This is a genomic window from Lentzea guizhouensis (genome assembly GCF_001701025.1).
Taxonomy (GTDB): domain Bacteria; phylum Actinomycetota; class Actinomycetes; order Mycobacteriales; family Pseudonocardiaceae; genus Lentzea; species Lentzea guizhouensis.
In genome coordinates, this window is the sequence record NZ_CP016793.1 from 6027564 (window position 1) to 6053746 (window position 26183).

At 70.6% G+C, this 26183-nt stretch carries 21 protein-coding genes and 2 pseudogenes; 11 read left to right on the forward strand and 12 right to left on the reverse strand.

All coding sequences use genetic code 11. The annotated features are described in order from the left end of the window. The first annotated feature begins 99 nt into the window (after positions 1-99). The 3 genes from BBK82_RS29500 to BBK82_RS29510 are packed head-to-tail and all read left to right on the forward strand — an operon-like array spanning position 100 to position 5418. Positions 100-2637 (forward strand): glycosyltransferase, encoded by a 2538-nt coding sequence (locus BBK82_RS29500; protein ID WP_065921446.1) that lies wholly within the window; start codon positions 100-102, stop codon positions 2635-2637. Then, positions 2637-4022, forward strand: a complete 1386-nt coding sequence (locus BBK82_RS29505) for a radical SAM protein (protein WP_065917912.1) — start codon at positions 2637-2639, stop codon at positions 4020-4022. Before BBK82_RS29500 ends, BBK82_RS29505 begins: the two co-directional genes overlap by 1 nt. Positions 4023-4071: 49 nt before the next feature. Further along, positions 4072-5418, forward strand: a complete 1347-nt coding sequence (locus BBK82_RS29510) for a pyridoxal phosphate-dependent decarboxylase family protein (protein WP_065921447.1) — start codon at positions 4072-4074, stop codon at positions 5416-5418. On the opposite strand, the gene BBK82_RS56390 is transcribed toward BBK82_RS29510, so the two are convergent. From BBK82_RS56390 to BBK82_RS54495, 8 genes and pseudogenes are all read right to left on the reverse strand, one after another. Beyond that, a complete protein-coding gene (locus tag BBK82_RS56390; RefSeq protein WP_335617984.1) occupies positions 5387-5515 on the reverse strand; it encodes a hypothetical protein in 129 nt (42 codons plus the stop codon). The genes BBK82_RS29510 and BBK82_RS56390 overlap by 32 nt on opposite strands. A 76-nt stretch (positions 5516-5591) precedes the next feature. After that, positions 5592-6359 (reverse strand): annotated as a pseudogene (locus tag BBK82_RS29515) (LacI family DNA-binding transcriptional regulator); the annotation flags it as partial. 156 nt (positions 6360-6515) lie between these two features. Then, a complete protein-coding gene (locus BBK82_RS29520) occupies positions 6516-7535 on the reverse strand; it encodes a LacI family DNA-binding transcriptional regulator (RefSeq protein ID WP_065917913.1) in 1020 nt (339 codons plus the stop codon). Between the two features lie 251 nt (positions 7536-7786). Beyond that, entirely contained in the window at positions 7787-8230 is a 444-nt protein-coding gene (locus BBK82_RS29525) for a hypothetical protein (protein ID WP_065917914.1), read from the reverse strand. 52 nt (positions 8231-8282) lie between these two features. Continuing rightward, a complete protein-coding gene (locus BBK82_RS29530; protein WP_154697576.1) occupies positions 8283-8627 on the reverse strand; it encodes a DUF11 domain-containing protein in 345 nt (114 codons plus the stop codon). Next, on the reverse strand, positions 8627-9772 hold the full coding sequence (locus BBK82_RS29535) for a sigma-70 family RNA polymerase sigma factor (protein ID WP_065917916.1): 1146 nt from the start codon (positions 9770-9772) through the stop codon (positions 8627-8629). The genes BBK82_RS29530 and BBK82_RS29535 overlap by 1 nt, the downstream gene beginning before the upstream one ends. A gap of 244 nt (positions 9773-10016) precedes the next feature. Beyond that, positions 10017-12059 carry an NB-ARC domain-containing protein gene (locus BBK82_RS29540; RefSeq protein ID WP_237047644.1) on the reverse strand — a complete coding sequence of 681 codons (2043 nt, stop codon included), beginning with the start codon at positions 12057-12059 and terminating at the stop codon, positions 10017-10019. A 146-nt stretch (positions 12060-12205) separates the two neighbouring features. Beyond that, positions 12206-12400, reverse strand: a pseudogene (locus tag BBK82_RS54495) (helix-turn-helix domain-containing protein); the annotation flags it as partial. 153 nt (positions 12401-12553) lie between these two features. Here BBK82_RS54495 and BBK82_RS29545 point away from each other — a divergent pair. The 4 genes from BBK82_RS29545 to BBK82_RS29560 all read left to right on the forward strand — a co-directional run bounded on the left by BBK82_RS29545 (position 12554) and on the right by BBK82_RS29560 (position 15714). After that, the gene (locus tag BBK82_RS29545) at positions 12554-13639 is read left to right on the forward strand and encodes a glycosyltransferase 87 family protein (protein ID WP_065917917.1); all 1086 of its coding nucleotides are present in this window, start codon (positions 12554-12556) and stop codon (positions 13637-13639) included. Next, positions 13615-14250, forward strand: a complete 636-nt coding sequence (locus BBK82_RS29550) for a TetR/AcrR family transcriptional regulator (protein WP_065917918.1) — start codon at positions 13615-13617, stop codon at positions 14248-14250. Before BBK82_RS29545 ends, BBK82_RS29550 begins: the two co-directional genes overlap by 25 nt. Before the next feature lie 85 nt (positions 14251-14335). Next, entirely contained in the window at positions 14336-15046 is a 711-nt protein-coding gene (locus tag BBK82_RS29555; protein ID WP_065917919.1) for a hypothetical protein, read from the forward strand. Then, a complete protein-coding gene (locus tag BBK82_RS29560) occupies positions 15043-15714 on the forward strand; it encodes a DUF4166 domain-containing protein (protein ID WP_065917920.1) in 672 nt (223 codons plus the stop codon). Before BBK82_RS29555 ends, BBK82_RS29560 begins: the two co-directional genes overlap by 4 nt. 11 nt (positions 15715-15725) lie before the next feature. Here BBK82_RS29560 and BBK82_RS54500 read toward each other — a convergent pair whose 3' ends face one another. Next, positions 15726-16241 (reverse strand): hypothetical protein, encoded by a 516-nt coding sequence (locus BBK82_RS54500; protein WP_237047645.1) that lies wholly within the window; start codon positions 16239-16241, stop codon positions 15726-15728. Positions 16242-16286: 45 nt separating this feature from the next. Then, complete coding sequence (locus tag BBK82_RS54505; RefSeq protein ID WP_237047646.1) at positions 16287-17147, reverse strand: phenylacetate--CoA ligase family protein; 861 nt, start codon at positions 17145-17147, stop codon at positions 16287-16289. A 178-nt stretch (positions 17148-17325) separates the two neighbouring features. On the opposite strand from BBK82_RS54505, the gene BBK82_RS29570 reads away from it, so the two are divergent. From BBK82_RS29570 to BBK82_RS29585, 4 genes are all read left to right on the forward strand, one after another. Next, positions 17326-20424 carry an AfsR/SARP family transcriptional regulator gene (locus tag BBK82_RS29570; protein WP_065917921.1) on the forward strand — a complete coding sequence of 1033 codons (3099 nt, stop codon included), beginning with the start codon at positions 17326-17328 and terminating at the stop codon, positions 20422-20424. Positions 20425-20559: 135 nt separating this feature from the next. Further along, positions 20560-21012, forward strand: a complete 453-nt coding sequence (locus BBK82_RS29575; RefSeq protein ID WP_065917922.1) for a hypothetical protein — start codon at positions 20560-20562, stop codon at positions 21010-21012. A 15-nt stretch (positions 21013-21027) separates the two neighbouring features. After that, positions 21028-22392: a C40 family peptidase gene (locus BBK82_RS29580; RefSeq protein WP_065917923.1), complete on the forward strand. Its 1365-nt coding sequence runs from the start codon at positions 21028-21030 to the stop codon at positions 22390-22392. A 179-nt stretch (positions 22393-22571) separates the two neighbouring features. Then, positions 22572-23978: an FG-GAP repeat domain-containing protein gene (locus tag BBK82_RS29585; protein ID WP_065917924.1), complete on the forward strand. Its 1407-nt coding sequence runs from the start codon at positions 22572-22574 to the stop codon at positions 23976-23978. Between the two features lie 68 nt (positions 23979-24046). On the opposite strand, the gene BBK82_RS29590 is transcribed toward BBK82_RS29585, so the two are convergent. Both BBK82_RS29590 and BBK82_RS29595 read right to left on the reverse strand, forming a co-directional pair. Beyond that, positions 24047-24592 (reverse strand): AMP-binding protein, encoded by a 546-nt coding sequence (locus BBK82_RS29590; protein WP_065917925.1) that lies wholly within the window; start codon positions 24590-24592, stop codon positions 24047-24049. Continuing rightward, positions 24589-26004, reverse strand: a complete 1416-nt coding sequence (locus BBK82_RS29595) for a purine-cytosine permease family protein (protein WP_218920360.1) — start codon at positions 26002-26004, stop codon at positions 24589-24591. Before BBK82_RS29595 ends, BBK82_RS29590 begins: the two co-directional genes overlap by 4 nt. Between the last annotated feature and the right edge of the window lie 179 nt (positions 26005-26183).

Here is a 26183-nt window from a genome sequence, read left to right on the forward strand (position 1 = left end):
GCCCTTCCCCAGGGCACCTGCTGAGACGCAGACCTGTCGGGAGAGCGCTTTCACATTAGGTTCGGCGGTGGAGGGGATGTCGACTCGAAGCGGGTGTTCATGGCCGTCCTGTGGGGAGTGTCCTTCGACGCCACGGCGATGTCGGGCGTGGTGGTCGAGTTCGTCAAGACCGCCGAGCTGTTCGCCGGGCGCGGTCTGCGGATCCACCTCGACCTCGGCTACGACGTCAAAGCGGACAAAGGACCGTTCTTCCGGCCCTACCACGGCGAACAGGTACCGCCCTGGGTCACGCTCGACCGGGTCGACGGCCTCGACCGGATCAGCGGCTACGACCAGGACTTCGTCACCGGGACGCTGGAAGCCGTCCAGCGTGACGAAATTCCACGTGTGGGGGAAATCGCCGACCAGATCGCCAGGCAGATCGAGCAGACCTGGGAGGACCGCGGCGTCACGATGGTCATGGTCGAGAACGGCACGCTGCCGGAGAACGTCGCCTACACCACCGCGCTCTACCAGGCGATCGAACGTTACGGCGCCCGCCATGCGCTGGGCCGCTTCGTGTTCTGGCGCGACCACGACATGATGTGGCAGAGCGAACCGGGCAAGTACGGCACCTTTCCGTTCCCCGGCACGCCGAACATGCGCAACTCACCGCACATCCACTACTTCGCGCTGCACGAGGAAGCCCGCAGGCGCACCCTCGAATGGCAGCCCCACCTGCGCAACCTCGACGTCCTGCCGAACACCTTCCGGCCGCCACAACGCAGTGGCCGCAAGGACTTCAAACGCCACCACGGCATCCCCGACGACGCCAAGCTCATCGCCAGGTTCACCCGGATCATCCCGCAGAAGCGCATCGACCGGGACCTGCACCTGCTCAGGCTGCTGCCCGACGACGTGCACCTGTTCATCGCGGGCGACACCGGCGAGCACCCCGCGGAGACGCTGAAGCTGCGCAGGCTCACCGACGAGCTCGGCCTGACCAGACGCGTGGTCTTCGGCGGCACCCTGGCCCAGGCCGAGTCCACCAGCGCCGCGTTCTCCGTGCGGGACCTGTTGGCGCACGCGGACATCGTGTCGTTCCTGACCTCGTACGACTACGAGAGCTACGGCAACCCGATCAGCGAGGCCGTCGCCGCCGGCGTGCCGTACCTGACCAGCCGCTACGCCCTGTACGACACGGTCTACCCCGGTTTCCGGGCCCCGGTGCTCGACATCCTGACCCACGACCTGCCGACCGAGGAGTTCGCAAGAGACGTGCACGAGCTGATGACCGACGCGGAGAGGAGGGCGGAAGTGGTGGCGCACAACCAGGAGCTTGGAGTGCACAGCAGGACCGCGGCGAACGACCTGGTTGAGAGACTGTTCCCGCCTGCCATGGGCGCGGGCGTCAAGCTGAGCGTCGTGCTGCCCGTGTTCAACGAGGCGGCCAACCTCGACGCCGTGCTCACCAGCCTGCGCGAGCAGGACGGCATCGAGCCGGACCAGTACGAGATCGTGCTGGTGGACAACAACTCCACCGACGACACGGTCGCCATCGCCCACCGCTTCGCCGCCGAGCACCCCGAGATCGCCCTGCACGTGATCGCCGAGCCGGAACAGGGCGTCGCGTGCGCGCGCAAGGCGGGCATGGACTTCGCCGCCCAACGCAGCCGCGCCCGGCAGGACCCCGGTGAGCGCTTCTACCTGGTCTCCGCCGACGCCGACTGCCGCGTCGACCGGCGGTGGCTGGCCGAGCTGTTCGCCGCGATGGAGCACGACAAGGCCGCGATCGGCGTGTGCGACTACTACTACAACGCCGAACACTTCGTCGGCAGGCCACGGTTGTGGGACGCCATCCAGCGCACACTGCGGTGCCGCGCGGTCACGTTCGCGTTGTTCGGCGGCTTCCCCGACGGCAAGGGCTTCGCGGTCGAACGCGAAGCCTACGAACGGGTCGGCGGCATCGAGATCTGCTACCAGCTGCACAACGGCCGGTTCGTGAACCACCTGTCCGACGACTGGGACTTCGGCATCAAGGTCCGCGGCTCCGGCTACGACATCACCTACGCGCCGCTGTCCAAGGTCGAGATCAACCCGCGCCGGGTCAACCACGCGATCGACGAGGTGATCACGGGCCGCGCTTACGGCTCCGACGGCATCATCGTGATGCGCGACATCAGGCCCCAAAATGATGAGACACAGACCGAGGCGCAGACCGCTGATCTCACCGAGGAAGAAGCGCTGCAGGCGTGGGAGTTCTCCATCAAGGACTTCACGCCGAAGAACACCGTCCTGCCCGTCCTGCTCACCCCGTCGCTGCTCGACGACGACGCAGTGATCGCGTTCTTCGGCGCCGACCTGGCCGAACGGCTGGGCCGCCGGATCGCGGAGATCAAGGACGAGATGCGGGTGGTGGACTTCACCCCGATCCACTCCTACAAGACGCCGTCCTACCGGCTGTACCTGGAGTTCCGGCACGAGCTCTTCGCCAGGCTGCGCGCGACGGTGGGGGAGGACATCGGCTACCCGCCGCCGCTGCCCGAGTGCTTCGCCGACGTGCCGGAAGAGCGGTTCGCGGAGTTCGTGAAGTACTACTGCGAGGACCGCGAGTCCGGCGAGGCGCACAACCACTTCGGCAACGGAGGTGTGTTCTGATGGACCGCGAGCCCAGGGTGTGGCGGGCGCTGCAGGACCCCGCCAACGCGCACCTGCTGGAGTACGTCACCGAGGACCCGTTCGGGGCGCACGTGTTCCCCGGCAACGTGCCCGGCCACCCGGTCGACGCGTTCCTCGACGACCTGAGCGACCAGCTCGTCGGCACCGCGCCGATCCACCTCTGGTCCTACATCCCCACCTGTGCCTACAAGTGCCGCTTCTGCCAGTACCCGGTCGTGCTGGTCAAGGGCTCGAACGCGGCCGAGAAGCTGACGCGGTGGGTCGACTGGAACATCCGCGAGGCCCAGCTGTGGCTCGCCCGCGTGCCCGAGCTCGCCAAGGCGCCGGTCGGCGAGTTCAACGTCTTCGGTGGCACGCCGTCGTTGCTGCCGGTCGACGAGATCCGCCGCCTGCTCGGCTTCTACCGGGAGAACTTCGGGTTCACCGACGACACCACGATCCGCTTCGAGGGCGACCCCAGCACGTTCACGCCCGAGAAGCTCGACGCGTTGCGGGAACTGGGCTGCACCAAGCTCTCCAGCGGCGTGCAGTCGTTCGACGACCCGGTGCTGCGCGAGTGCGGCCGCGAGCACACCTCGCAGATGTGCGTGGACTTCGTGCGCAACGCCAAGAAGGCCGGCTTCGAGTGGATCAGCATCGACCTGATGTACGGCCTGCTCGACCAGACCGTCGACAGCGTCCGGCGTGACCTCGACGTCGTGCTGGAGGAGGAGATCACCGCCGTCGTCTGCACCAAGCTGCACCTGAAGTCCTATTCGGACACCCGGACCGGTGTCGCCGGCGAGCAGCCGGCGCCGTGGCAGCTGCCCGCCTACCGCGACAAGCTGGTGCGCGACGGCCACTTCTGGCCGGCGCTGGTCGAGCAGTACCGGATGCGCGAGGTGCTGACCGACGGCCTGCGCGCCGCCGGGTACACCGAGCACCCCACGATGTACTTCGCCCGCAACGGCCTCGGGCCGGAGAAGTGGAAGTCCATCATGGTCGACCAGGACAAGCAGGAGGCCGAGGTCGCGATCGGCCTGGGCGGCAGCTCGAGCTGCCGGGCGTCGGAGGCGATCACCGACGTGCAGTGGAAGTCGTACGCCCAAGCCGTCGACGCCGGTCGGGTGCCGCTCGGCTCCGCGACGCGTTTCACCGAGGAAGCGCAGGAAGCCAGGAGCGTGAAGATGGCGCTGTCCACGTTGCAACCGGTGCGCGACGACCTGCACCGCGCCCGGTTCGGCCGGTCGGTGTTCGACTCGCCCTGGCGGGAGAAGTTCGACTCGCTGGCCGAACGCGGGCTGCTCACCCTCGACCAGGACGGTGTGACGCTGACCGACGACGGCGAGGTGCTGGTCGAGGCCATCATCAACACCGAGCTGTAGGACCGAATCCCGCGAGCACGCGGTCACGGGCGGTTCGTACCGTGTGCTCATGCTGCAGCCCGACCGCGAGACCAGAGCCGAGTGGACGAAGGCCGTCACCGCCTTCGTCGAGGAGTTCGTCGAGGGCCTGGAGGCCGCGCCCGCGTCCGCACCGGGCACGGCCCTCCTGCCCCCGCCGCCCGCCGAGACCCCGGGTGAGCTCGCCGACCTGCTCGCGCAGTTCGGACAGGCCGCCCACGAGGCCGTCGAGACCGCCGGTCCGCGCTACCTCGCGTACTTCCCGGCAGGCGGGCTGTACAGCTCGGTGCTCGCCGAGCTGCTCGCCCAGGTCACCAACCGCTACACCGGCGTCGCCTCGACCGCGCCCTCGCTCGTGGCGCTGGAACACAGCGTCATCCGCTGGTTCTGCACCGAGTTCGGCCTGCCGGAGGGGTCCGGCGGCGTGTTCACGACCGGCGCGTCGCTCGCCACCCTCTCCGCGGTCCACACCGCCCGCGAACACCACGACGTGGGCCGCGAAGGCGTCATCTACGTCACCGCGCACACCCACCACTGCGTCGCCAAGGCCGCCCGCATCACCGGCTTCCCGGCCGAACGCGTCCGCGTCGTCCCCGGTCTGCGCATGGACGTGGCCACCGGCCGGTCGATGATCGCCGAGGACCGGGCAGCAGGCCTCAAGCCGTTCCTCGTCGTCGGCACGGCCGGCGCCACCAGCACCGGCATCGTCGACCCGCTGGACGACATCGCCGCCCTGGCCGCGGCGGAGGGGTTGTGGTTCCACGTCGACGCGGCGTACGGCGGCGCGTTCCAGCTCACCACCCGCGGCCGCGCGGTCCTGCACGGCATCTCCCGCGCCGACTCCATCGCCTGGGACCCGCACAAGAGCCTGTTCCTGCCCTACGGCACCGGTGTCCTGCTCGTCCGCGACGAGGCCCGGCTGCGGGCCGCCCACGTGGCCGACGGTGACTACCTGCAGGACCTCGACCACGGCACCGGCCTGCCGGACTACTCCGACCTCGGCCCGGAGCTCACCCGCGAGTTCCGCGGCCTGCGCGTGTGGCTGCCGCTGCACCTGCACGGCGTGGCGGCGTTCCGCGAGGCGCTCGACGAGAAGCTCGACCTGGCCCGGTACGTCCGGGACGCGCTGGCCGACGTCGACGGCCTGGAGGTGCTGCCGTCCGAGCTGAGCGTGGTCGTGTTCCGCGCGGCCGACGACGAGATGAGTGAACGCCTGCTGACCGCGATCAACGACTCGCGCCGGTTCTTCCTGTCCAGCACCCGGCTCGACGGCCGGTACGCGCTGCGGTTGTGCGTGCTCAGCCACCGCACGCACCGCGAGCACGTCGAGGAGCTCGTCGACCTGGTCAGGCGCTTGTCCGCAGCACCAGCGAGGTAGGCAGGACGACCGACGGGGGCAGTCCCTCCTCGCCGTCGATCTCGGCGAGGAGGCGCCACGTCAGCATGCGGCCGAACTTCTCGACGTCCTGCCGCACGGTCGACAGGCGGCACCGCGGGCACCGAGTCGTCGAAGCCCATCACCGCCACGTCGCCGGGGATCTCGCGGCCGGCCGCGTGCAGCACCTGCAGCGCGCCGAGGGCCATGATGTCCGCTGCCACGAACACCGCGTCCAGGTCAGGGTCGCGCTGCAGCAACGACCTCATCGCCGCCGCGCCACCGGCGGAGGTGAAGTCGCCGTGCGCCACCAGGTCGGCCGGGCGTCCGGCCATCGCGCGCCGCCACCCGGCCAGCCGGTCGAGCCCGACCGCCATGTCGGTCGGGCCGGCGATGGTGGCGATCCGGCGGCGTCCCGACGAGATCAGGTACCGGGTCGCCTCCACCGCGCCGGTGAAGTTGTCCGAGTCGACGTACGGCACCGAGCCGCCGGCGAGCGGGCGGCCGCCGACCACGATCGGCAGCCCGTTCTCCTGCAGCACCGACAGCAGCGGGTCGGTGCCGTGCAGGCTGAGGATCAGCGCGCCGTCGACGTGGCCGCCGGTGAGGTACGCGGAGACGTCGCCGGGTTCGCTCATCATCAGCACGAGCTGGGTGCGGCCGGCGAGCTCGGCGTGCACGCCGCGCATGACACCGGCGAAGAACGGGTCGGCCAGCACGCGGCCGCTGGGTTCGGAGAGCACGAGCGCGATGGCGTTCGCCCGATGGCCGGCCAACGACCGTGCGGCCTGGTTCGGCGTGTAGTCCAGTTGCACCACGGCGCGTTTGACCGCGTCTTTTGCCCGTTCGCTCACGTGCTGGGCGTCGTTGAGCACGCGGGAGACGGTGGACTTGGAGACGCCGGCCAGGCGGGCGACCTCGTCGATGCCGGCACGTCTGCTCATCGGGTGCCCGAAGTGGTGGCTGAGAACACGGTGGACTCCATCGGTTGCGGCGGCGGTTGCCTGGGAACGCTCCCACAGGCAAGTTCCCAGTCTTTACCGCGCCACTTGAGAGGGTCAAGGCGTGCGGGTTGCAGTCCCGTGAACGCTCCCGGTCCGTTATGCGCTGGCGCGGCGCACGAGCGAGGTCGGCAGCAGCAGCGACGGCGGCAACCCGCTCTCACCGGCCAGTTCGGCGAGCAGCCGCCACGTCATCGTGCGGCCGAGCTCCTCGACGTCCTGCCGGACCGTGGTGAGCGGCGGCGTGGCGGTCGAGGCGAGCACCGAGTCGTCGAACCCGATCACCGCGACGTCGTCGGGCACCCGCTTGCCGCGCAGGTGCAACGTCTGCAGCGCGCCCACCGCCATGATGTCCGCGGCCACGAACACGGCGTCGAGGTCAGGTGCCTGGTCGAGCAGCTCGGCCATCGCCCGCGCACCGCTCTCCGGCGTGAAGTCGGCGTGCGCCACCAGGTCGGCGCCGATCTTCGCCTCACCCAGCCCGCGCCGGAACCCGCTGAGCCGGTCCGCGCCCACGGCCATGTCCTTCGGGCCGGCGACCGTGCCGATCCGCTTGCGCCCCAGTGACACCAGGTGCCGCGCCGCCTCCAGGCCGCCGGTGAAGTTGTCCGCGTCCACGAACGGCACGCTGGTGCTCCCCAGCGGCCGCCCGCCGACCACGACCGGCAACCCGATCTCGTGCAGCATCGCCACCAGCGGGTCCTCGCCGTGCAGGCTGACCAGCAGCGCGCCGTCCACGTGCCCGCTCGACAGGTAGGCGACCAGGTCGCCGGTGTCCGCGGGCTGGCTCATCATCAGCAACAGCTGCACGTGCCGCCCGGCGAGCTCGGAGTGCACCCCGCGCAGCACACCCGCGAAGAACGGGTCGCTCAGCACCCGCCCGGTCGGTTCGGACACGACGAGCGCGATCGCGTTCGCCCGGTGCCCCGCCAACGCGCGCGCGGCCTGGTTGGGGGAGTAACCCAGCTCCGCGATCGCGGCGTGCACGGCCTCACGGGCCTTCGCGCTGACGTAGGGCTCCTGGTTGATCACGCGCGAGACGGTCGACTTCGACACCCCGGCGACTCGCGCGACCTCCTCGATGCGCGGTCCAGGCCGTCGTTTCGCCGTCTCCGTCATGACGTCATCCTAGGGCTTTCCCGGATTCCGGCGGGAGCGCGCCGCGCGGATGGCAAGAACCGGACAAATCGCTGCGGAGTGTGGTTGCGTTCCGCCGTTCGCGATTCGTCGCCGCAGAATTCGCGGGGGTGGCTGCCTCGTCGATGCGCTGATCAGACGCCGGTTGCTGCCGCTGACGCGTTTGTTCGTGCCGGGAATGGTGGGGCAGTCGGGTCGCGAAAGTATCCGCTGGCCGTCGGTTTCCCCGCCGCTCAGGAAAGCACGGCGCCGCGCGGCAACCCGTCTTTCAGCAACGGCAGCAACTTCGGGTGCTTGCTCATCAACACCGCGGCCGTTCCGTTGCGCTGCTGGATTCTGCGGCAGAAGTGCGGCGCCAGCGGCACACCCAGGTACGCGCCCGCTTCCGGCCCGTAGACGACCTGGTCGCCGACACCGCACCACGCGGCCGGCTCGGCGTGGCCGTCCACCCACACGTACCCCTCCACGTACAGGCCGCCGGTGATCCTGGCGGCCTCGCTCGCGGCGACGCTGAAGGTGAGCTGCGGGGTGAGGCGGGTCGTGGCGGTGGGGGCGAACCACCGGCCGAGGTCGAGGACCAGGCCCTCCATGCTCGCGTGCGCCCACCCCGAGTCGTCCACGAGCGTCCGGAAGGGCGCTTCGAGGGCTCGGAGGGCGGCGGTGAGCTGGTCGTGCACCAGGACATGGTGCGGCCGTTCGGGTGATCCCGCTGTCCGACGCGGAACACCGCTACTTCGGCGTGACCGTCACCTGGAACCGCACCCGCAGCCCGGTGTCCGTCACCCCGGTGATCACGCCGCTCGCCGCCTTCGGCCCCGCGTTCAACCGGAGCACGAACCGCACCGACTCGCCGGCGCCCAGTTCGCCCGCCGAGCACGTCACCTGCCCCTTGCCCGCCGGGCACCCGGCCTCACCGGCTCCGGTCGAGCCGGCGCCGACGGTCTTGATGTCGTCGGGCAGCGTCAGCGTCAGCCTCGGGGGTGGTGCGGGCGCTGAGCCGATGTTGCTCATCGTGACGGTGACGGTCTGCGGTGGGCCGTTGCTGGCCATGGTGACGTCGGGCGGGTTGTTCATCACCAGTGCCGGGGCCGCGGTGGAGGGGCCCTCGCCGGTGGTCGGGGCGCCGGGGGCGGCCGGGTTCGTGCCGCCGGCGGGTTGTGAGGTGCCGGTCGTGGTGGTGGTCGTCGTGGTCGGCGTGGTGTTGCCGGAGGGGGCGGTGCCGGAGGAGCCGGGTGGGAGGACGCCGGTGGGCGGGGTGGTCGAGGACGAGGAGGTCGCGGGCGGTGCGGTCGCGGCGTCGGGGTGGCCGGGTTGAGCGGGGTGCTGACGCCCGCGGTGACGATGACGACGACGGCGGTGGAGGCGGCGGCCACGTGGAGCCACGAGGAGGTGCCGACGGAGGCCATCGCGCTCGCCTTGCTGAACGTCAGGTAGCCGGCCGCGGCGCCGCCGAGGACGAGCGGGGCGACGACGGCGCGCAGGGCACCGTTGACGTCGGCGAGCTCGCCGGCGATCGCGCGGCACTCGGCGCACCGGTCCAGGTGGTTGTCGAGCTGCATCGACTCCCTGGCGGACAGGCCGCCGCGGGTCCACGCGCCGAGCTTCGCGACGGTGGCGCGGCAGCGTTCCGAGGGGTCGCGGGCCACGTGGGCCTGCAGGTAGGCGCGGCGCAGGCCCTCGCGGGCGCGGTGGGCCATCGCGGAGACGCCGTTGGGGGACAGGCCCAGGATCGGGGCGACCTCGCCGGGGGACTGGCCCTCGATCGCGGTGTGCCACAGCACGGTCTGCCAGCGTTCCGGCAGGGAGGCGAACGCCGTGGCCGCGAGCGTCTGGTTCAGCGAGGCCACCGCGGTGTCGCTGAACTGCACGCTCATCGACCGGGCCGCGCCGGGCACCTCCTCGACGTCACCGGCGAACTCCAGGCGTTTGTCGCGCCGTGACTTGTCGTAGGCGGTGTGCCGGACCGCCGTGAGCAGGTACGGCCGGAACGACGCGTCGGGACCACCGCCCGTGCGCAACGCCGAGAGCACCTTCGCGAACGCGTCCGAGACCAGGTCGTCCGCGTCGGCGGACGAGCCCGTGAGCTGCAGGGCGAGGTTCAGAGCCGCCCGCACGTGCCGTTCGTAGAGCCGGCCGTAGGCCTCGACCGTGCCACCGCGCACGGCGTCGATCAGCTCCGCGTCCGAAGGCGGCCGAGGGGCGCCTTCCTCGTCGATCAAACTCGCCGCCCATCTTCGTGCCGTGGGTAATAGGCGGACCTTATCGAGACACGTCAACGCGAACAATCCACGCATCCGAACCAAATGCATTGTTGGTCCACAGTGGACGGTGTTTGGGCTGGTCGTCCGGTGCCGTGGTGGCCTCTGCCACGATCCACACCGCAGGACGCGGGTCCCACCCGGATGGCGCAACGGTGCGGCCATCGGTGCCGAAGACGGGCCTTGTGCCTCTGGTGGTGCCTGCTCAACCGAGAGCAACGGCCAGCTTGGCCGCCATCCCACGCACGGCAGGCGTGTCGTAACGATCGCACTCGGCCAACGCGCGCACGCGCAACTCACGGGCCTGAGCGGTGTCACCGGCCACGTCGGCGAGGTCGGCCAGTCGCACCAGGATCTCGATCCGGTGGTCGGACAGCCTCGCCTCGTCCAACGCGGACAACAGTTGCTCACGCGCCTCGACGAGCCGACCCGCGTCCATCAGCACAAGACCGCGGTTGTGCCGTACGCGCGCAACGCCGGCCGTCGTGCCGTGCTTGGCGAACAGCGACTCCGCCTCGTCCAGCAACGTGAGCGCGCCACACACGTCACCGGTCGCGGCCAGGCTGGTCGCGAGCCGGATCAGCATCATCGACAGCAGCTCCTCGCCGCCATCCGCCGCCCGGTGCTGCGCGACGCTGCGCCGTTGCACCTCCACGGCCTCGTCGAGCTGGCCCGCGCTGTGCAGCATGAGGCCCAGCAATGACAACGCCAGGTTCTCACCGATCGCGTAGCCGGCCTTCTCGAACAACGCGACCGAGCGCCTGCCCAGCTCCACGGCCCGGTGCGGCTCACCGTTGCGGCGCAGGATCGCCGAGCCGTAGTACCACGTCCACGCCTGCGTGATCGTGTCATCGACCTCGATAGCCGCCGCCTGTTCGTGAGACACCAACGCCTCTCGCGGCTGGCCGCACAACGCGTACTGCGCCCACGCCAGATAGTTCAGCTGCTCCACCGTGTCCCGTGCGTTGCCCAACGCGCGCGCCGCGTCCGCACCGGCACGGAACACCTCACGCCACAGCTCGCCGACACCGTGCATGTCGGAGTACCAGTGCATCGCCTGCGCGAGTTCGAGCACGCGTTCGTGCTCGCCGAGCCGCACCGCCGAACGCAGTGCGCCACGCCAGTGCTCCAGCTCCATGCTCAGCCACCGGCCGGCGGACTCCTTGTCCGGCAACGGGTCCGTGTGCGCCGGCGGGGTGTCGTGGTCGAAGGAGCGGGCCGCGGCCGTGGCGACGGCGAGCAGCGAGTGCCTCAGCCGGGTGCTTAGCTCCCGCACCACGGCGGGGTCCTCGTCGAGCTCCAGCCGTTCGGCGGCGAACACCCGCAGCAGGTCGTGCCGCCGGTACCGGCCCGGCGTCCCGCTGACCCCGAGCAGGCTCGCGTCGGCCAGCTCCTCCAGCGCCTCCTCGGCGTGCTCGCCGGCCACCACCGCGGCCAGCTCGACGCTCGTGTCCGGTCCCGGCACCAGCGCCAGCCGGCGGAACAACGTCGCCGCGCTCGGGCTGAGCTGGTGGTAGGAGGTCTCGAACGCCGTGCGCACCTGCAGGTCACCGGCCTTGAGCAGGGAGAGCCGCCGTCGTTCGTCGGCGAGCTGGGTGGCGAGGTGCTCGACCGTCCACTGTGGTCTGCTCGCCAGCCGGTTGCCCGCGATCAGCAACGCCAGCGGCATCCCGCCGCACAGCTCCGCCACCCGCGACGCCGCCTCCGGCTCGGCCGCGACCCGCTCGCCGGCCACCGCGCGCAGCAACGCGACGGACTCCCGGGGCGGCAGCAGGTCCAACGCGAGCCGGTGCCGCGCGTCCAGTCCCGCAAGCGTGTTCCGGCTGGTCACCAGCACCATCGTGCCGGGGCTGGAGGCGAGCAGCGGACGCACCTGCGCCTCGCTGGAGGCGTTGTCCAGCACCAGCAGCACCGTCCGGTCGCGCAGCAGCGAGTGGTACAGCGACAGCTTGTCGTCCGCGTCGGCGGGGATCTGGCGTTCGTCGACGTTGAACGAGCGCAGCAACCGGTGCGCCGCGCGGCCGGGCGTCAGCGGCTCGGCGTCCATCCCGCGCAGGTCGAGGAACACACAACCGTGGGGGAACCGCTGGCCCAGCCGGTGCGCCGCGTCGACCGCCAGCGCCGTCTTCCCCGCACCGGGCGGCCCGTGGACCACCGCGATCTGCAGCAGGGACGACGACTCCGCCTCGGCCGCGAACCCGTCCACGGCGCGTTGCTCGGCCGCGCGCCCGGTGAGCTCCAGCAGCACCGGCGCAGGCTCGCCGCCGCAGGACCGCGGGGCGCCTCCGGCCGTTCCTCACCTCCGGCACCCGCCGGCCGCGCCAGTGCCGCGAAGTCCGCGGCCTCCTCGCCGCCCAGCCCGAGCCCGCGCACGAGCAGCTGCACGGTGCGCGACTGCGGGGTGAGCGTCCGGCCGCGTTCCACGTCGCTGATCGCCCGCATGCTGAGCCCGGTGCGGTCCGCGAGCTCCTCCTGGGTCAGCGGAACGCGGGATCGGTAGAAGCGCAGGAAGTCCCCGAACGTGCTCACCCGGCCATGTTGCCACGGCCCGGCAGTTCTCGTTCGGCCCTCCGGCAGTTCGGTGAGCATTTCCTCCGGTGGTTCTGCCGGTGAATCGTCAAGGTGGCCCGTGCATTCCGCGGATAACGTCGGAGTAATCGCTGCGGCAGTTCGAACCGGGGGCCAGACGTGTCAGACATCAATAGGTTGCTCCAGCATGCAGAAAATCACCGAATTCGTCCAGTGGTCGGGCTCGTGTGGGCGTTGGCGCTGGTCGGGCTGCTGATCCGCTGGCACGGGCACTATCCGATCGACCTGGACGTGTACCGTCTGGGTGGCCTTGCGTGGCTCACGGGCAATCCGCTCTACACGGGGTTCACCGGCCCGCCGCTCGACCCCGGTCTGCCATTCACCTATCCACCGATGGCGGCCGTGTCGTTCAGTGCGTTGAGCTTTGTGCCGGGGTGGCTGTTGAACCCCTTGCTGCTGATCGCGGGCTTCACCGCGATGACCGCCGTGTGCGTCACCGTGGCCGGCCGGGTGCGCCCTGGTCTGAAGTGGACACTCGGCCCGCTGGTCCCGGTCGTCGGGCTCGCCCTGGACCCGGTGGAGTCGACCTTCGGCTACGGCCAGATCAACCTCCTGCTGCTGGGCCTGGTCGTCGTCGACTGCCTGCTGGTCACCGACCGGCGCTGGCGCGGCGTGCTCGTCGGCGTGGCGGCGGCGGTCAAGCTGACCCCGCTGATCTTCGTGCTGTACTTCCTGGTCAGGCGCGACTGGAGGGCGGCGGTCACCTCGGTGGCCGCGTTCGCCGGCGTGGCGGTGGCGGGCTTCCTCGTCGCCTTCCGGGACTCGGCGCAGTTCTGGTTCCACGCGATGGTCAACCCGGAGCGGATCGGTGGCGTGGCGCTGCCGACGAACCAGTCGTTCCAGGGGATCCTGCGCGGTTCTGGCCTGGAGCCGGGTGCGCAGACCCTGCTGTGGGTGGTGCTCGCCGGTCTCGCGGTGGCTGCCGGGGCGTTCGTGGCGTGGCGGACCGAGGACGACGCGGTGGCGCTGTTCGCCATCGCGACCGCCGGTTTGCTGGCGTCGCCGGTGTCGTGGCTGCACCACTGGGTGTGGTGCGTGCCGGTGCTGTTGTTCCTGGCGCTGCGCGGTTTCTGGCCCGCGTTCGTGGTCGTCGGCGCGGTGTTCGTGACGCCTGTGCACGAGGTCGACGGGTACGTGTTGCTGGGCGTGGTGGCGTTGGGGGTGCAGGTGCACCGGTCGCGGACCGCCGCCGCCGCGGGCTCTACGGTGATGCCGTGGCCGACACCCGACAACGCCTGATCGACGGCGCCATCGAGACCATCCGCACGCAGGGGCTGACCGGCACCACGGCGCGGAGCATCGCGGCCACCGCCGGGGTCAACCAGGCGCTGGTCTTCTACCACTTCGGCACCGTGCACGACCTGCTCCAGGCCGCGTGCCTGGCCGCCACGCGGGCGAGGGTCGAGCTGTTCGCCGAACGCCTCGAGCAGATCACCGACCTGCGGCAGCTGCTCGCGCTCGGGCGAACCCTGCACACCGAGGAACGCGCTGAGGGCAACGTCATGGTGCTCGCGCAGCTGCTGGCCGGCGCTCAGACCGACCCGAAGCTCGCCGACGCCACCGCGGCGTCCCTGCAGCTGTGGATCGGCCCGATCGAGCGTGCGCTGACCAGGTTGCTGGCCGGCTCGCCGGTGTCCGGGCTGGTCGACACGGCGGGGCTCGCGCGGGCGGTGAGTGCCGGGTTCATCGGGCTGGAGCTGTACGAGGGCGTCGACCCGGACGGGGCGGCGGCGGCTCTGGACGCGCTCGACCGGCTGGCCGTGCTCATCGAGGTGGTGGACGACCTCGGTCCCGTCGCGGTCCGCGCACTGCGCGCCAAGCTCCGCAAGATGGCCAAGAAGTCGAGGTAGCAGCAAGTCGGACACAAGGTTTGAGCATCTGCTCAAATCCGGCTACCCTCTCGTTTGAGCAGATGCTCAAACGAGAGGTGGTCGCATGGCGCACCGGCGAGCGCTGTACGTGGAGACGGTGGTCCGGGCCGATCTCGGCGAGCTGTGGCAGCGGACGCAGGAGCCGGGCCCGCATCAGCGGTGGGACCTCCGGTTCACCAGGATCGACTACCTGCCGAAGGCGGAACCGGACGCCGAGCAGCACTTCCGGTACGCGGTGCGCGTGCTGCCCTGGCTCGAGGTGGACGGGACCGGTGTCAGCGTCGGTGAGCGGACCAGGCCGGACGGGTCGCGGACCTCGGCGCTGCGGTTCAGCTCGGCGCACCCGTTGTCGCTGATCCGCTCCGGGGCCGGCTACTGGCGGTACGTGCCGACCGGCGAGGGCGTCCGGTTCCTCACCGGCTACGACTACCAGCCCGGCTGGGGCCGGCTGGGCGCGCTGGCCGACCGCCCGTTCCGGCTCCTGATGGGGTGGGGCACGGCCTGGTCGTTCGACCGGCTGCGGTTGTGGCTCGAGCACGGCACCCCGCCGGAGGTGTCACTGCGGCGGGCGCTGCTGGACGTGGCGGCGAGAGCCGCCGTGTGTGCCGCCGCCTGGTGGGCCGGTCCGGTCGTGCTCGCCGCGGCCCTCACCCTCGGCGCGCTGCTGGCCCCGCCGCTGCCCACCACCCCGGCGGCCAGGCGGTGCCGGCGGACTCCACCGGACCGCCGCTCCGCAACGGCGCCATCGTCCCTGCACACCTTGGAGCACCCGTGACCTCGATCTTCCAGCGCGCCCTCGGCGACGACTTCGCCCGACTGCACCCGCAGCTGCAACGCCGGTTCGGCTTCGCCAGCGACGACGGCATCGCCTGCGTCGGCACCGGCACGATGGACCGGGTGTGGCACGGACGCGGGTTCACCCGGCCGTTCCTCCGGCTCGGGGCCAAGCGCCACATCCTGCTGCCCGGCCACGGCACCGACGTCCCCTTCACCATCGAGAACTACCCCTACCGCGACTCGCGGGGCCGGGAGACGATGACGTTCGTCCGCACCTTCGCCTTCGACCGGCCCCGGCGCTGGGACGCCACGATGATCTACAGCCCCGAGCGCGCCTCCGTCGTCGACTACCTGGGCACGCACCAGCACGTCTCGGTCGACCTGGACCTGTCCGTCGACGACCGCGGCGGGCTGGTGATCCGCAGCGGGGAGCAGCGCTTCCACGAAGGCCCGCTGCACTTCCGCGTCCCCCGCCTGGTGACCGGCAGCGCGCAGGTCCGCGAGTCCTACGACGACGCGATCGGCCGGTTCCGCATCGACGTCGAGGTCACCAACCACCGGTTCGGGCCGCTGTTCGGCTACCACGGCACCTTCACCTGCGCCTATCCCGAAGGCGACCGCGTGCCGGACGCGATCAGGCCGGTCCGGGAGCAGGCACGGGTGTGACGTGAGCGGGCTCAGCGGCTCGGCTGGGCGCGGGTGTAGCGGTGCTTCACGCCGGCCGGGAAGTGCTCCGGGTCACCGGCCGGCCGCAGCACCACCTCGGGCAGCTGCCGTTCGGCCGGCACATAGTGCGCGAACTCGCTGTTGAGCCGAACCAGCTGCGCCCGCACCGACTCCGCGATCGCCGCGGCGTCCGCCACCGCTCCCGGCGCCACCTCGACGGTGATCCGCAACGTCCGGTCGCGGTCGGCGTCCTCCACCGACTCGACCACGAACTTGCCGGTCACCGTCGCGCTGATCTCCGGCTGTTCCAGGCCGACCGCCACGTTCTCCGGGTACACGTTCGCCCCGAAGTACGACACGGTGAACAGCGACCGCCCGAACACGTACACGAACGGCAGCTGCGGCCCGTCCGGTGGCGTGAAGCCGTGTTCGGCGCACAACGCGAGCATGTCGGCGTGGGAGACCAGGCCGCCTTCGTCGCCGATGGCGTAGCGCACCAACGGGATCCCACCGTCCGCGGTGAACACCAGCCTGCCGTCGACGACCTCGAAGAACCGGCTGCCGGGGTCGTACTACACGAGCGTCGGCAGCCGTGAGTCGCCGAACACCTCGCGGGCCAGGTCCGGGCGGTGGGCGAAGAAGCGGCGGATGCCCACCGACTGGGCGGTTTCGTTGCCGAGCACGCCCGCGTCGGCCGTGCCGTACAGAGAAGCGATGTGGCGCACCGGGTTCTCGACGCCGGCCCGCGCCGCCACCAGGTCGCGCCACTGTTCGCTGAACACCTCGCCGGCCAGGACGAGCTTGACGTCGAATGACCAGCCGGTGCCGGAGTCGATGACGTCCTTGAGGAACGGGGGGTAGCCGAGCAGCACCACCTGGGAGAAGTGCGGGGCGAGCTCGGGCAGGACGCGCAGGATCTCGGTCTTGTTGTTGCCCGGCGCGACAACGGTGATCGGGCAGCCCTTCGCGGCGAGGTGGCGGACGCAGGCCTGGGTGAACAGGCCGCCGACCCACGTGCCGAGCGGGAAGCAGACCACGGCCAGGGTGCTGCGGGTGTCCGCGCCGAAGCCGTCGACGAGCACCTGTTCGAACCGGCGGGCCACGTGCAGCTCGTCCTCCAGGGAACGCGGCCAGATCGTGGGCTGACCGCTGGAACCGGAGGAGACGGCGATCATGTCGCAGCCGGCCAGGGTGCCGTCGCGGCAGAGCTCGGGCAGCGGGTACCGCTGGTGGTAGGTCGCCTTGCCGGTGAGCGGCAGGTCCTGGAAGCCCGAGGAAGGGGAGACGCCGTGCTCCTGCAGGAACTTCCGGTACGCGGGCACGGTGGCGGCGGTGCGCTGGACCAGGTCGGACACCCACGACGGCGACGGGGCGGCAGGCGGGGCGAAGAACGACTCGAACGCCCGCAGGACGCGGGTCTGCCGATCACTCATGGTCCGACCCTGCCAGCCTGCCCGGAGCCGCGCCAGCACCGGGCCCGCTGCACCGTCAGGAGGTATCTCCGATGAGAGGAACCGCAATCCGGGCAACGGCTGGCATCATGGCGAACGGCGTTGCTACCGCTGGGGGGCGCGGTCAGGAGGCGCAGGGCAACGAACTGGGGAGTCTGGCGTGCGCGTTTTGCTGTTGGGCCCGGTCGATCTCCGCGACGGGGAGAGATCGATCGGGTTGGGGGGAACGAAACCGAAGACGATGCTCGCGGCGTTGACGCTGCAACCGCGTCAGGTCGTGCCGATCGAGCAGCTCATCAACCACCTGTGGGACGGGGAACCGCCGCGGTCGGCGACCGCGCTCATCCACACCTACGTGTCGACGTTGCGGCGGGCGTTCGCGTCGATCGGGCGGCCGGACGTGCTGCTCACCCGTGCTCCCGGCTACGAGCTGGTGGTGCAGGAGGGCGAGAGCGACCTGGAGGCGTTCGGCGCGCTGGCCGACCGGGCCAGGACGCTGGAGCGGTCCGGGCAGCACGCCGAGGCGGCCGGTCACTACCGGCGGGCGCTCGACCTGTGGCGCGGTCCGGCGCTGAGCGGGATCGAGGTGCGGTTCGCCCGTGCCAAGGCGGTGACGCTCGACGAGGACCGGGCGGGTGCCGAGGAGGGCCTCGCGCGGTGCGACCTGGCCCAGCGGCACTTCAGCGAGGTCATCTCGCGGATGTCGCGGCTCACCGCGCAGAACCCGGCGCGCGAGGAGGCTCACGGGTTGTTGATGCGGGCGCTCTACGAGAACGAACGCCAGGCCGACGCGTTGGCCGTCTATCAGAACGTGCGGCGTTATCTGGACGATGAGCTCGGTGTCGAGCCGGGCGAGAAACTGCAGCAGCTGCACATCAACGTGCTCAACGGAACGCTCGAACCCGTCGCGGCACCCGTGGTGATGACGTCCAGGCCGGTGGAGGCCGTGGCCGACGCGGCACACCCGGTTGCGGCGCAGGCGGTGGCGGTCGCCCTCGACCAGTACACGGTCCCCCGGCACCTGCCACCGGACATCGGCGACTTCACCGGCCGCGCCGACCAGCTGGAGCTCATGCGCAGGCTGTCGGAGAAGACGGCGGCGGCGGACCGGACCGCGACGGCGACCGTGGTGGTGTCGGGGTTCGGTGGCGCCGGCAAGTCCGCGCTGGCCGTGCACACCGCGCACATGCTGCGTGACCGGTACCCGGACGGGCAGCTGTTCGCCGACCTGCGCGAAGCCGACCCGGACCTCGGCGTGCGGGACGCGTTGCGGCGGTTCCTCAACGCGCTGGGCGTCGCGAACACCGACCTGCCGGACGACCTGGCCGACCGGGTCGAGCTGTACCGGCGGAAGGTGGCGGGCCGCAGCCTGGTCGTGGTGCTCGACAACGTGAGCCACGAGCACCAGGTGCGCAGGCTGCTGCCAGGATCGCCGCACTGCCTGGTGATCATCACGAGCCGGTCGCGGCTGACCGGGCTCGAGGGTGCCGAGTTCGTCGAGCTCGACTTCTTCGATGCCGAGGCGTCCGTGCAGATGCTCAGCCGGATCGTCGGCGAGCAGCGGGTGGCGGGCGAACCCGAGGCGGCGCGCACGATCGCGCGGTTGTGCGGCGGCATCCCGCTGGCGATCCGAGCGGCGGCGGCGAAGCTGCTGGCCCGCCCGCACTGGCCGTTGCGGGTGCTGGCGGGGCGGCTGTCCGACGAACGCAGGCGCCTCGACGAGCTGGCCGCGGGCGACCTGGCGATCCGGTCCAGCCTCCAGCTCAACTACACCGAGCTGGACGAGCCGCACCGGCGGGCGTTCCACCTGCTCACCCTGCTCGACCTGCCGGACTTCGGCGCGTGGCTCGCGGCGCCGCTGCTGGAGGTGTCCGCCGACGACGCCGAGGACGTCGTCGAGCACTTGGTCGACCTGCGGCTGCTCGACGTGGTCGGCGTCGACCCGCTCGGCCGGGTCCGCTACCGGTTCCACGACCTGATCCGGCTCTTCGGCGCCGAGCAGGCGGCGGGCGAGCCGACCGGGGAGGCGTTGCTGCGGTTGATGACCGCGTGGATGCACCTGGTGGAGATCGGTGCGCGGACGCTGCCGCGGGTCACGCTCGGGCTGCGGCCGCCCGGCCTGTGCACGGGGTCGGTCGACCGGCGGCTGAGCGTGGACGTCGAGGACAACCCGACGGAGTGGCTCAAGGCGGAGACCGCGGCGGTGGTGCGCAGCATCGAACGCGCCCACGAGCTCGGTGTCACGGGGTCCACGACAACGCTCATCGTCTCGTTGCTGGCGTCACCGTTCGCGGTGCGCAACGAGTTCGACGGCTGGCAACGGGTCTTGGACGTCGCACTGACCAGTGCGCGCACGTCAGGTGACAGGGGCGCGCTCGCGACCGTGCACGCCGGGCTGGGACAGCTGAAGTACGAGCAGGACGACTTCACCGCGGCGCTGGAGCACTTCGGCCAGGCGCGCGAACACGCGGAGGCCGTCGGCGAGGTGCACACGCTGGCCGTGGCACAGATCGGGCTCGGCACGGTGCTGCGCGAGCTCGGCGAGACCGGCCGGGCGGTGGAGCACCTCGTGCGGGCCGACGAGCTGGCCGGGACCGCCGGTGACGCGGACGTCGCCGCGGCCGCGCAGTACGGGCTGGGAGCGATCAGCCGCGAGCACGGCGACATCGACGCCGCGGTGACGTCGTTCGGCAGGTGCGTCGACCTCTACCGGGAGAGGGGCGACCAGCGCGGCGAGGCGCTGGCGTTGCGCGGGCTGAGCCTGTGCCACCGGGCGCGCGACGAGCACGCCGACGCCGCCGAGCTGAGCAGGCAGGCCGAGGTGGTGCTGACCGGGGCCGGTGACGCGCTCGGGGCCGCCTACGCACGCCAGTCACTGGCGAAAGCGTTGGTGCGGCAGGGCAAGACGGTCGAGGCGGGTGCGTTGCTCGACTCCTGCCACGAGGTGTTCGTGCAGCACCGCGACCGGTTCGGCATCGCGCTCGCCGTGCGCACCATGGGCGAGGCCGCGCTGGCCGGCGGCGACGACACCCGAGCACGTGAGCTGCTCGAAGACGCACTGGTGCGGTGGGAACAGCTCGGCCTGCCCCAGTGGCAGGCCCGCACGCTGCGCGATCTCGCTGCCACGGCACCCGGTGACGCGGCCGAGCTGTGGGGCCGGGCGCGGGAGCTGACGGCGGCTGTAGGCGGTCGGGAGGTCGCTGAGCTGCGCGAACTCACCCCTTCGGCGTGGCGGGACCACGTCCGCAAGCACCTCTAGAGGGCTTCTTCTAGGACTTTTGTAGGCGACGCCCCGAGGACGGGCCGGGACCTGTAGGCGGCGTGGAGGCCGCGTGCAGACCGGCCCGTCATTCTTTTCGTGTCAGGAAATCACCGACACGAAGGGAAGAACCAGATGGGCGTTCCGACCGCCGGACCGATTCTGCCGGGTCCCCCGATCGCCCGCGACGAGGTGATCGGCCGGGCGAAGAGCTGGCTCCGGCCGTCGGTTTCCTTCAGCACCGACCGGCGGTTCGAGAACGAACACGGCCGGTATCGCACCGACAGCTCCGGATTCGTCTGCATGGCGCTCGCGGCACCGGAGATGAGCACCGAGGAGCTCACCTCGATCTGCTCGCTCGTGCCCCGTGCGGAACTGCTCGCGGGCGATCTGCTCATCTGCGCCTATTACGCGAACACCACCCGGCACGCGGTCATCTTCGAACGCTGGACCGACCGGTTCCGCCACGCCTACCTGGGAATGGAACAGGTGCACGGGATCGGGACCGTTCGCCGGACCGTGCCCTACCCGTACGAAAGGGAGCAGGACTCCTTCCTGCCCCGCCGTTATCCGATGATCCAAGACTGAGAAGAGGGAACCGAAATGAGCATCAAGACCACGCTGCGCAACGTCCTGCTCGCCACCACCGCCGTCGCCTCGCTGTTCTCCGGCACCGCGCTCGTCTCGACGCCCGCGATCGCCGCGGACCAGGCCTCCGGCGGGTTCACCGCCCAGGCCGAGAACCGCCCGATCACCCGCGACCAGGTGCTCGCCCGTGCCAAAGCGTGGGTCGACGCCAAGGTGCCGTACTCGAACACCGCCTACCGCGACGGCTACCGCCAGGACTGCTCCGGCTTCGTCTCCTACGCCTGGACGGCCAGCACGAGCTTCACCACCAGAACGTTGCAGAGCATCAGCCAACGCATCACCAAGGACGACCTGAAGCCCGGCGACATTCTGCTGTGGAAGAACCCGGACCCCAACAAGATGGGCCACGTGCGGATCTTCACCGGCTGGACGGATGATTCGAGGACGAGGCTCACCACCTACGAGCAGACGCCGCCACACGCGATCGCCGCGACCTACACGTGGAACGAGACCGCGGCCGACGGCTACCTGCCCTACCGCTACAACCACATCATCGAGACCGGCACGCGCGCTCCCGGCGCGTCGCTGTCCGGTGACGCCCGTGCCGAGATCGTGAAGATCGAGACCAACGGCGAGGCGCGCTCCTGGTACAACAACCTGGGCTTCGCCGCGATGCCGTGGGGTGGCGACAGCGAGATCATCGCGACCGGTGCGACCGACCCGGCCCGCGTGCGGTTCGCCGACCTCTCCGGTGACGGCAAGAAGGAGTACATCTACATCCAGGAGAACGGCGAGGTCCGCGCCTGGTACAACCAGCTCGGCTTCGACAGCATGCCCTGGGGCGGCGACAGCCAGGTCATCGTGACCGGTGCGACGGACCCGTCCCGCGTGCACTTCGCGGACCTGTCCGGTGACGGCAAGGCGGAGTACCTCTACGTGCAGGAGAACGGCGAGGTGCGGTCCTGGTACAACGCGCTCGGCTTCGCCGCGATGCCGTGGGGTGGCGACAGCCAGGTCGTGGTGACCGGTGCGACCGAGCCCGCCCGTGTGCGGTTCGCGGACCTCTCAGGTGACGGCAAGGCGGAGTACTCCTACGTCCAGACCAACGGCGAGGTGCGTTCCTGGTACAACGCCAAGGGATTCGCCGCAATGCCGTGGGGTGGCGACTCGCAGGTCATCGTGACCGGCGCGACCGACCCGGCCCGTGTTCGCCTGATGGACCTCTCCGGTGACGGCAAGGCCGAGTACGCCTACGTGCAGGAGAACGGTGAGGTGCGTGCGTGGTACAACGCCAAGGGATTCGCGGCCATGCCGTGGGGTGGCGACAGCCAGGTCATCGCGACCGGTTTCACCGAGCCCGCTCGCACCCTGTTCGCCTGACAGTCGAACAACGAGAAACCCCGCAGCGACTCGCTGCGGGGTTTCTCGCGTCTCCAGAACGTTCTCCAGAACTCTTATAGGCGCGGTCTTCCTCCCGGCAGACGACGTGGAGGACTCCTGTAGGCGGGCCTGACAATGTTTCTCCTGTCAGCGAAGAACATCGAAGAGGGAGAAAGAAAATGCGCACGTTCATCAAGAAGGCAGCGGCCACCGGTGTCATCTCCACCGCTCTGCTCACCGCCGGCTTCACCGCCAACGCCGCCCCGCTCGGCGACCGGTTCTCCGCCGCCTACAACCTGCACGAGTGCGTCCCCGGCGGCCCGACCGCCGCCGACCACGCCGCCGTCACCGCGCTCAAGCCACAGCTGCAGAACACGTTGAAGACCTCGCTCGACGCCTACCGCGTGTCGTGCGCCCGCGCGGTCGTGCAGCAGGTGAAGGCGCAGGGCTACAACCCGTACGCCGGTGCCATCGCGGTCTCGACCATCATCGTCGAGACGGGCGCCCGCAACCTCGACGGCGGTGACCGCGACTCGGTCGGCCTGTTCCAGCAGCGCGACAGCTGGGGCTCGTTCCAGGAACGCATGCACCCGCCCACCGCCACCGGCCTGTTCCTCAAGGTGATGGCAGCGCGATGGCCAGACGGCCGCTGGACCAAGGCCTCCATCGGCGACGTGGCCGCGGACGTACAGCGCCCAGCTGCCGAGTACCGCTACCGCTACGGCGTCGAAGCCGCCGACGCCGTGGTGATCACGAACTACCTGTGGGGCGGCACCACGCCCGGCGCGTCGCTGTCCGGCGACACCCGCGCGGAGATCGTGAAGATCGAGACCACCGGTGAGGCCCGGTCCTGGTACAACAACCTGGGTTTCGCCCCGATGCCGTGGGGTGGCGACAACCAGGTCGTCGCGACCGGTGCGACGGACCCGGCCCGCGTCCGCTTCGCCGACCTGTCCGGTGACGGCAAGAAGGAGTACATCTACATCCAGGAGAACGGCGAGATCCGCGCTTGGTACAACGCCCAGGGCTTCGCCCCGATGCCGTGGGGCGGCGACTCGCAGGTCATCGTGACCGGCGCGACCGACCCGGCCCGTGTCCGCTTCGCCGACCTCTCCGGTGACGGCAAGGCGGAGTACCTCTACGTGCAGGAGAACGGCGAGGTGCGTTCTTGGTACAACGCCAAGGGTTTCGCCGCGATGCCGTGGGGCGGGGACAGCCAGGTCGTGGTGACCGGTGCGACCGAGCCGGCGCGGGTGCACTTCGCGGACCTGTCGGGTGACGGCAAGGCGGAGTACTCCTACGTCCAGACGAACGGCGAGGTGCGTTCCTGGTACAACGCCAAGGGTTTCGCGGCCATGCCGTGGGGCGGGGAGTCGCGGGTCATCGTGACCGGCGCGACCGACCCGGCGCGGGTGCGGCTGACCGACCTCTCCGGTGACGGCAAGGCCGAGTACGCCTACGTGCAGGACAACGGCGAGATCCGCGCCTGGTACAACAACCTCGGGTTCGCGGCGATGCCGTGGGGCGGCGACAGCCAGGTCATCGGCACCGGTTTCACCGAACCGCACCGCGTCCTCTTCGCCTGACACCGCCGGAACCACCGGGCCCGCCGAGTCACTCGGCGGGCCCGTTTCGCGTGCACGGGTCCTACCGATCACTCATCGTCCTGATCGGACAGTCCGAGCATTCCGCCGTAGCACTCGAACGGCGACCACAACGCGGCACGTTGCGTCGACACCGCGGCTTTCGGCGCGCCGGTCGTGCCCGAGGTGTAGATCAGCCAGGCGGGTTCGTCCAGGCCGAGGTCGTCGCGCGGCTGCCGTTCGCCCGCCTCGATCTCGTCGAGCAGCACCACCGGCGGACCGTTCGTGATCTTCGGCAGGTGCCGCTCGCTCGTGATCAGCAGGTCCGGCGCGGAGTCTTCCAGCAGGTGCTCGAGCTCGGCCGCCGTGCTGTGCGGGCTCAGCAGCACCCCGACCGCGGCGGCCCTGGTGGTCGCCAGCACCGCCTCCACCACGCCCGCGCCGTCGTCGAGCAGGATTGCCACTCTCGCGCCACGATCGACGTTCAGCCCGCTGGCGAGCCGGGCGGTCCGGTCCTCCAGCTCGGCCCACGTGACCGTGCGCCGGTCGTCGGTGTAGGCGGGCCGGTCACCGCGGCGCCCGGCGTTGTCGGCGAGCAGCTCCGCGACCGCCTTCACCGCTGGAACGCCTTGCTGAGCCCCGCGTACAGCAGGCCGCCGACCAGGAACGCCACCACGACCCCGATGTTGGCCGCGCCGATGCTGCCGGCCCTGGCCGCGTCGGTCAGCAGGTAGCCGAGCAGGGGTTGCAGGTAGGGATCGTGCGACGTGACCAGCCCCCACCCGACCACGACCGCGACGACCAGCGACACGACGCCGGCGACGTTGTACCGCCCGTGCACGCCGCGCGGGTCGAACAACTCCTCGGGCGCGTAACCCTTGCGGCGGAACAGGAACATGTCCACCACGAACACGCTCGACCAGCCCGCCGTGACCACGCCTATGAGAATCAGGAACGCCTGCAACGGCGCGAAGAAGCTCGGCGCCACGAACACCAGGTAGGCGCCGCCGATCACCATCACCACACCGTCGACCGCCACCGCCGCCCACCGCGGCAGCCGCACGCCCAGCGCCTGCAGGGTGAGCCCGCTGCTGTAGAGGTTGAACACCGCGCCCGCCACCACGCTCAGCATCGTCGCGAGCAGGAACGGCACCAGGAACCACGTCGGCAACGCCGCCGCGAACGCCCCCACCGGATCCGCCGCCGTCGCCGCCGCCAACGCCGGATCACCCGCCGTCAGCAGCACCCCGAACAGCATCAGCAGCAACGGCGCACTCCCGGCCCCGACCGCCGTCCACGCGGCCACCGCACCGGGTTTCGAGGTGCGCGGCAGGTACCGGCTGTAGTCGGCCCCGCCCGCCGTCCAGCCGATGCCGTTGGCGATCACCAGGCTCACCCCACCGGCGAACAACGCGAGCCCACCACCGGCGCTGGTCTTGGTGAAGTCCAGCGATGGCACGATCAGCACGAAGTACACGACCGTCGTCGCCATCACCGCGAAGGTGATGTACTTCTGCACCCGCAGGATCAGGTTGTACCCGTAGATCCCGACCACGATGACCAGCACCACCGTGAGCCCGAACCCGGCCGCCACCATCGGCGTCGTCGCCAGCCCCTCGTCGACCCGCGCCAGCACGGTCCGCACCGCCAGCGCCCCGATCGCCACGCTGACCGTCTCCCACCCCAGCAAGCTCACGTAGACGAACAACGTCGGCAACCGGTTGCCGCACACCCCGAACGCCGCCCGGCTGAGCGCCATCGTCGGCGCGCCGCCGCGCATCCCCGCGAGCGCCACCGCCCCGACCACCGGGTACGCCAGCCCGAGCCCGACCACCACGGCCAGCGCCCCCTGCCACGGACTGAGCCCCAACCCCACCACGAACACCCCGTAGGCGACGGTGAAGAAGCTCGCGTTGGCGGCGAACCAGGGCCAGAACAGCCTGCTCGGCGTCCCGTGCCGCTCCTCGTCGGTGATCCAGTCGATGCCCTTGCGCTCGACCTCGAACGCGTTGTCGACGTCTGTGGCCACGTCGTCCCCCTGATGCTCCTGGTGCATCGATCACGCTATTCGGGCGCGCAAGGGGTTGTGCCGTTCGGCGCAAGTGTTCGGGTGAGCGGAACGGCTGGGAGCTGGGCCGGGTGATGCGTGCTTCCCTGAGATCGATCCGTCTCAACACGTTGACACTGGGGGATACGTGAGAAAACGAT

Excerpts from the sequence above, each read along its gene's own strand:
- BBK82_RS29500 (WP_065921446.1), top strand. The coding sequence starts at position 100 with ATGGCCGTCCTGTGGGGAGTGTCCTTCGACGCCACGGCGATGTCGGGC.
- BBK82_RS29555 (WP_065917919.1), top strand. The coding sequence starts at position 14,336 with ATGGCGCACCGGCGAGCGCTGTACGTGGAGACGGTGGTCCGGGCCGAT.
- BBK82_RS29510 (WP_065921447.1), top strand. The coding sequence starts at position 4,072 with ATGCTGCAGCCCGACCGCGAGACCAGAGCCGAGTGGACGAAGGCCGTC.
- BBK82_RS29575 (WP_065917922.1), top strand. The coding sequence starts at position 20,560 with ATGGGCGTTCCGACCGCCGGACCGATTCTGCCGGGTCCCCCGATCGCC.
- BBK82_RS54505 (WP_237047646.1), bottom strand. The coding sequence starts at position 17,147 with ATGAGTGATCGGCAGACCCGCGTCCTGCGGGCGTTCGAGTCGTTCTTC.
- BBK82_RS29505 (WP_065917912.1), top strand. The coding sequence starts at position 2,637 with ATGGACCGCGAGCCCAGGGTGTGGCGGGCGCTGCAGGACCCCGCCAAC.
- BBK82_RS29520 (WP_065917913.1), bottom strand. The coding sequence starts at position 7,535 with ATGACGGAGACGGCGAAACGACGGCCTGGACCGCGCATCGAGGAGGTC.
- BBK82_RS29530 (WP_154697576.1), bottom strand. The coding sequence starts at position 8,627 with ATGAACAACCCGCCCGACGTCACCATGGCCAGCAACGGCCCACCGCAG.
- BBK82_RS29585 (WP_065917924.1), top strand. The coding sequence starts at position 22,572 with ATGCGCACGTTCATCAAGAAGGCAGCGGCCACCGGTGTCATCTCCACC.
- BBK82_RS29580 (WP_065917923.1), top strand. The coding sequence starts at position 21,028 with ATGAGCATCAAGACCACGCTGCGCAACGTCCTGCTCGCCACCACCGCC.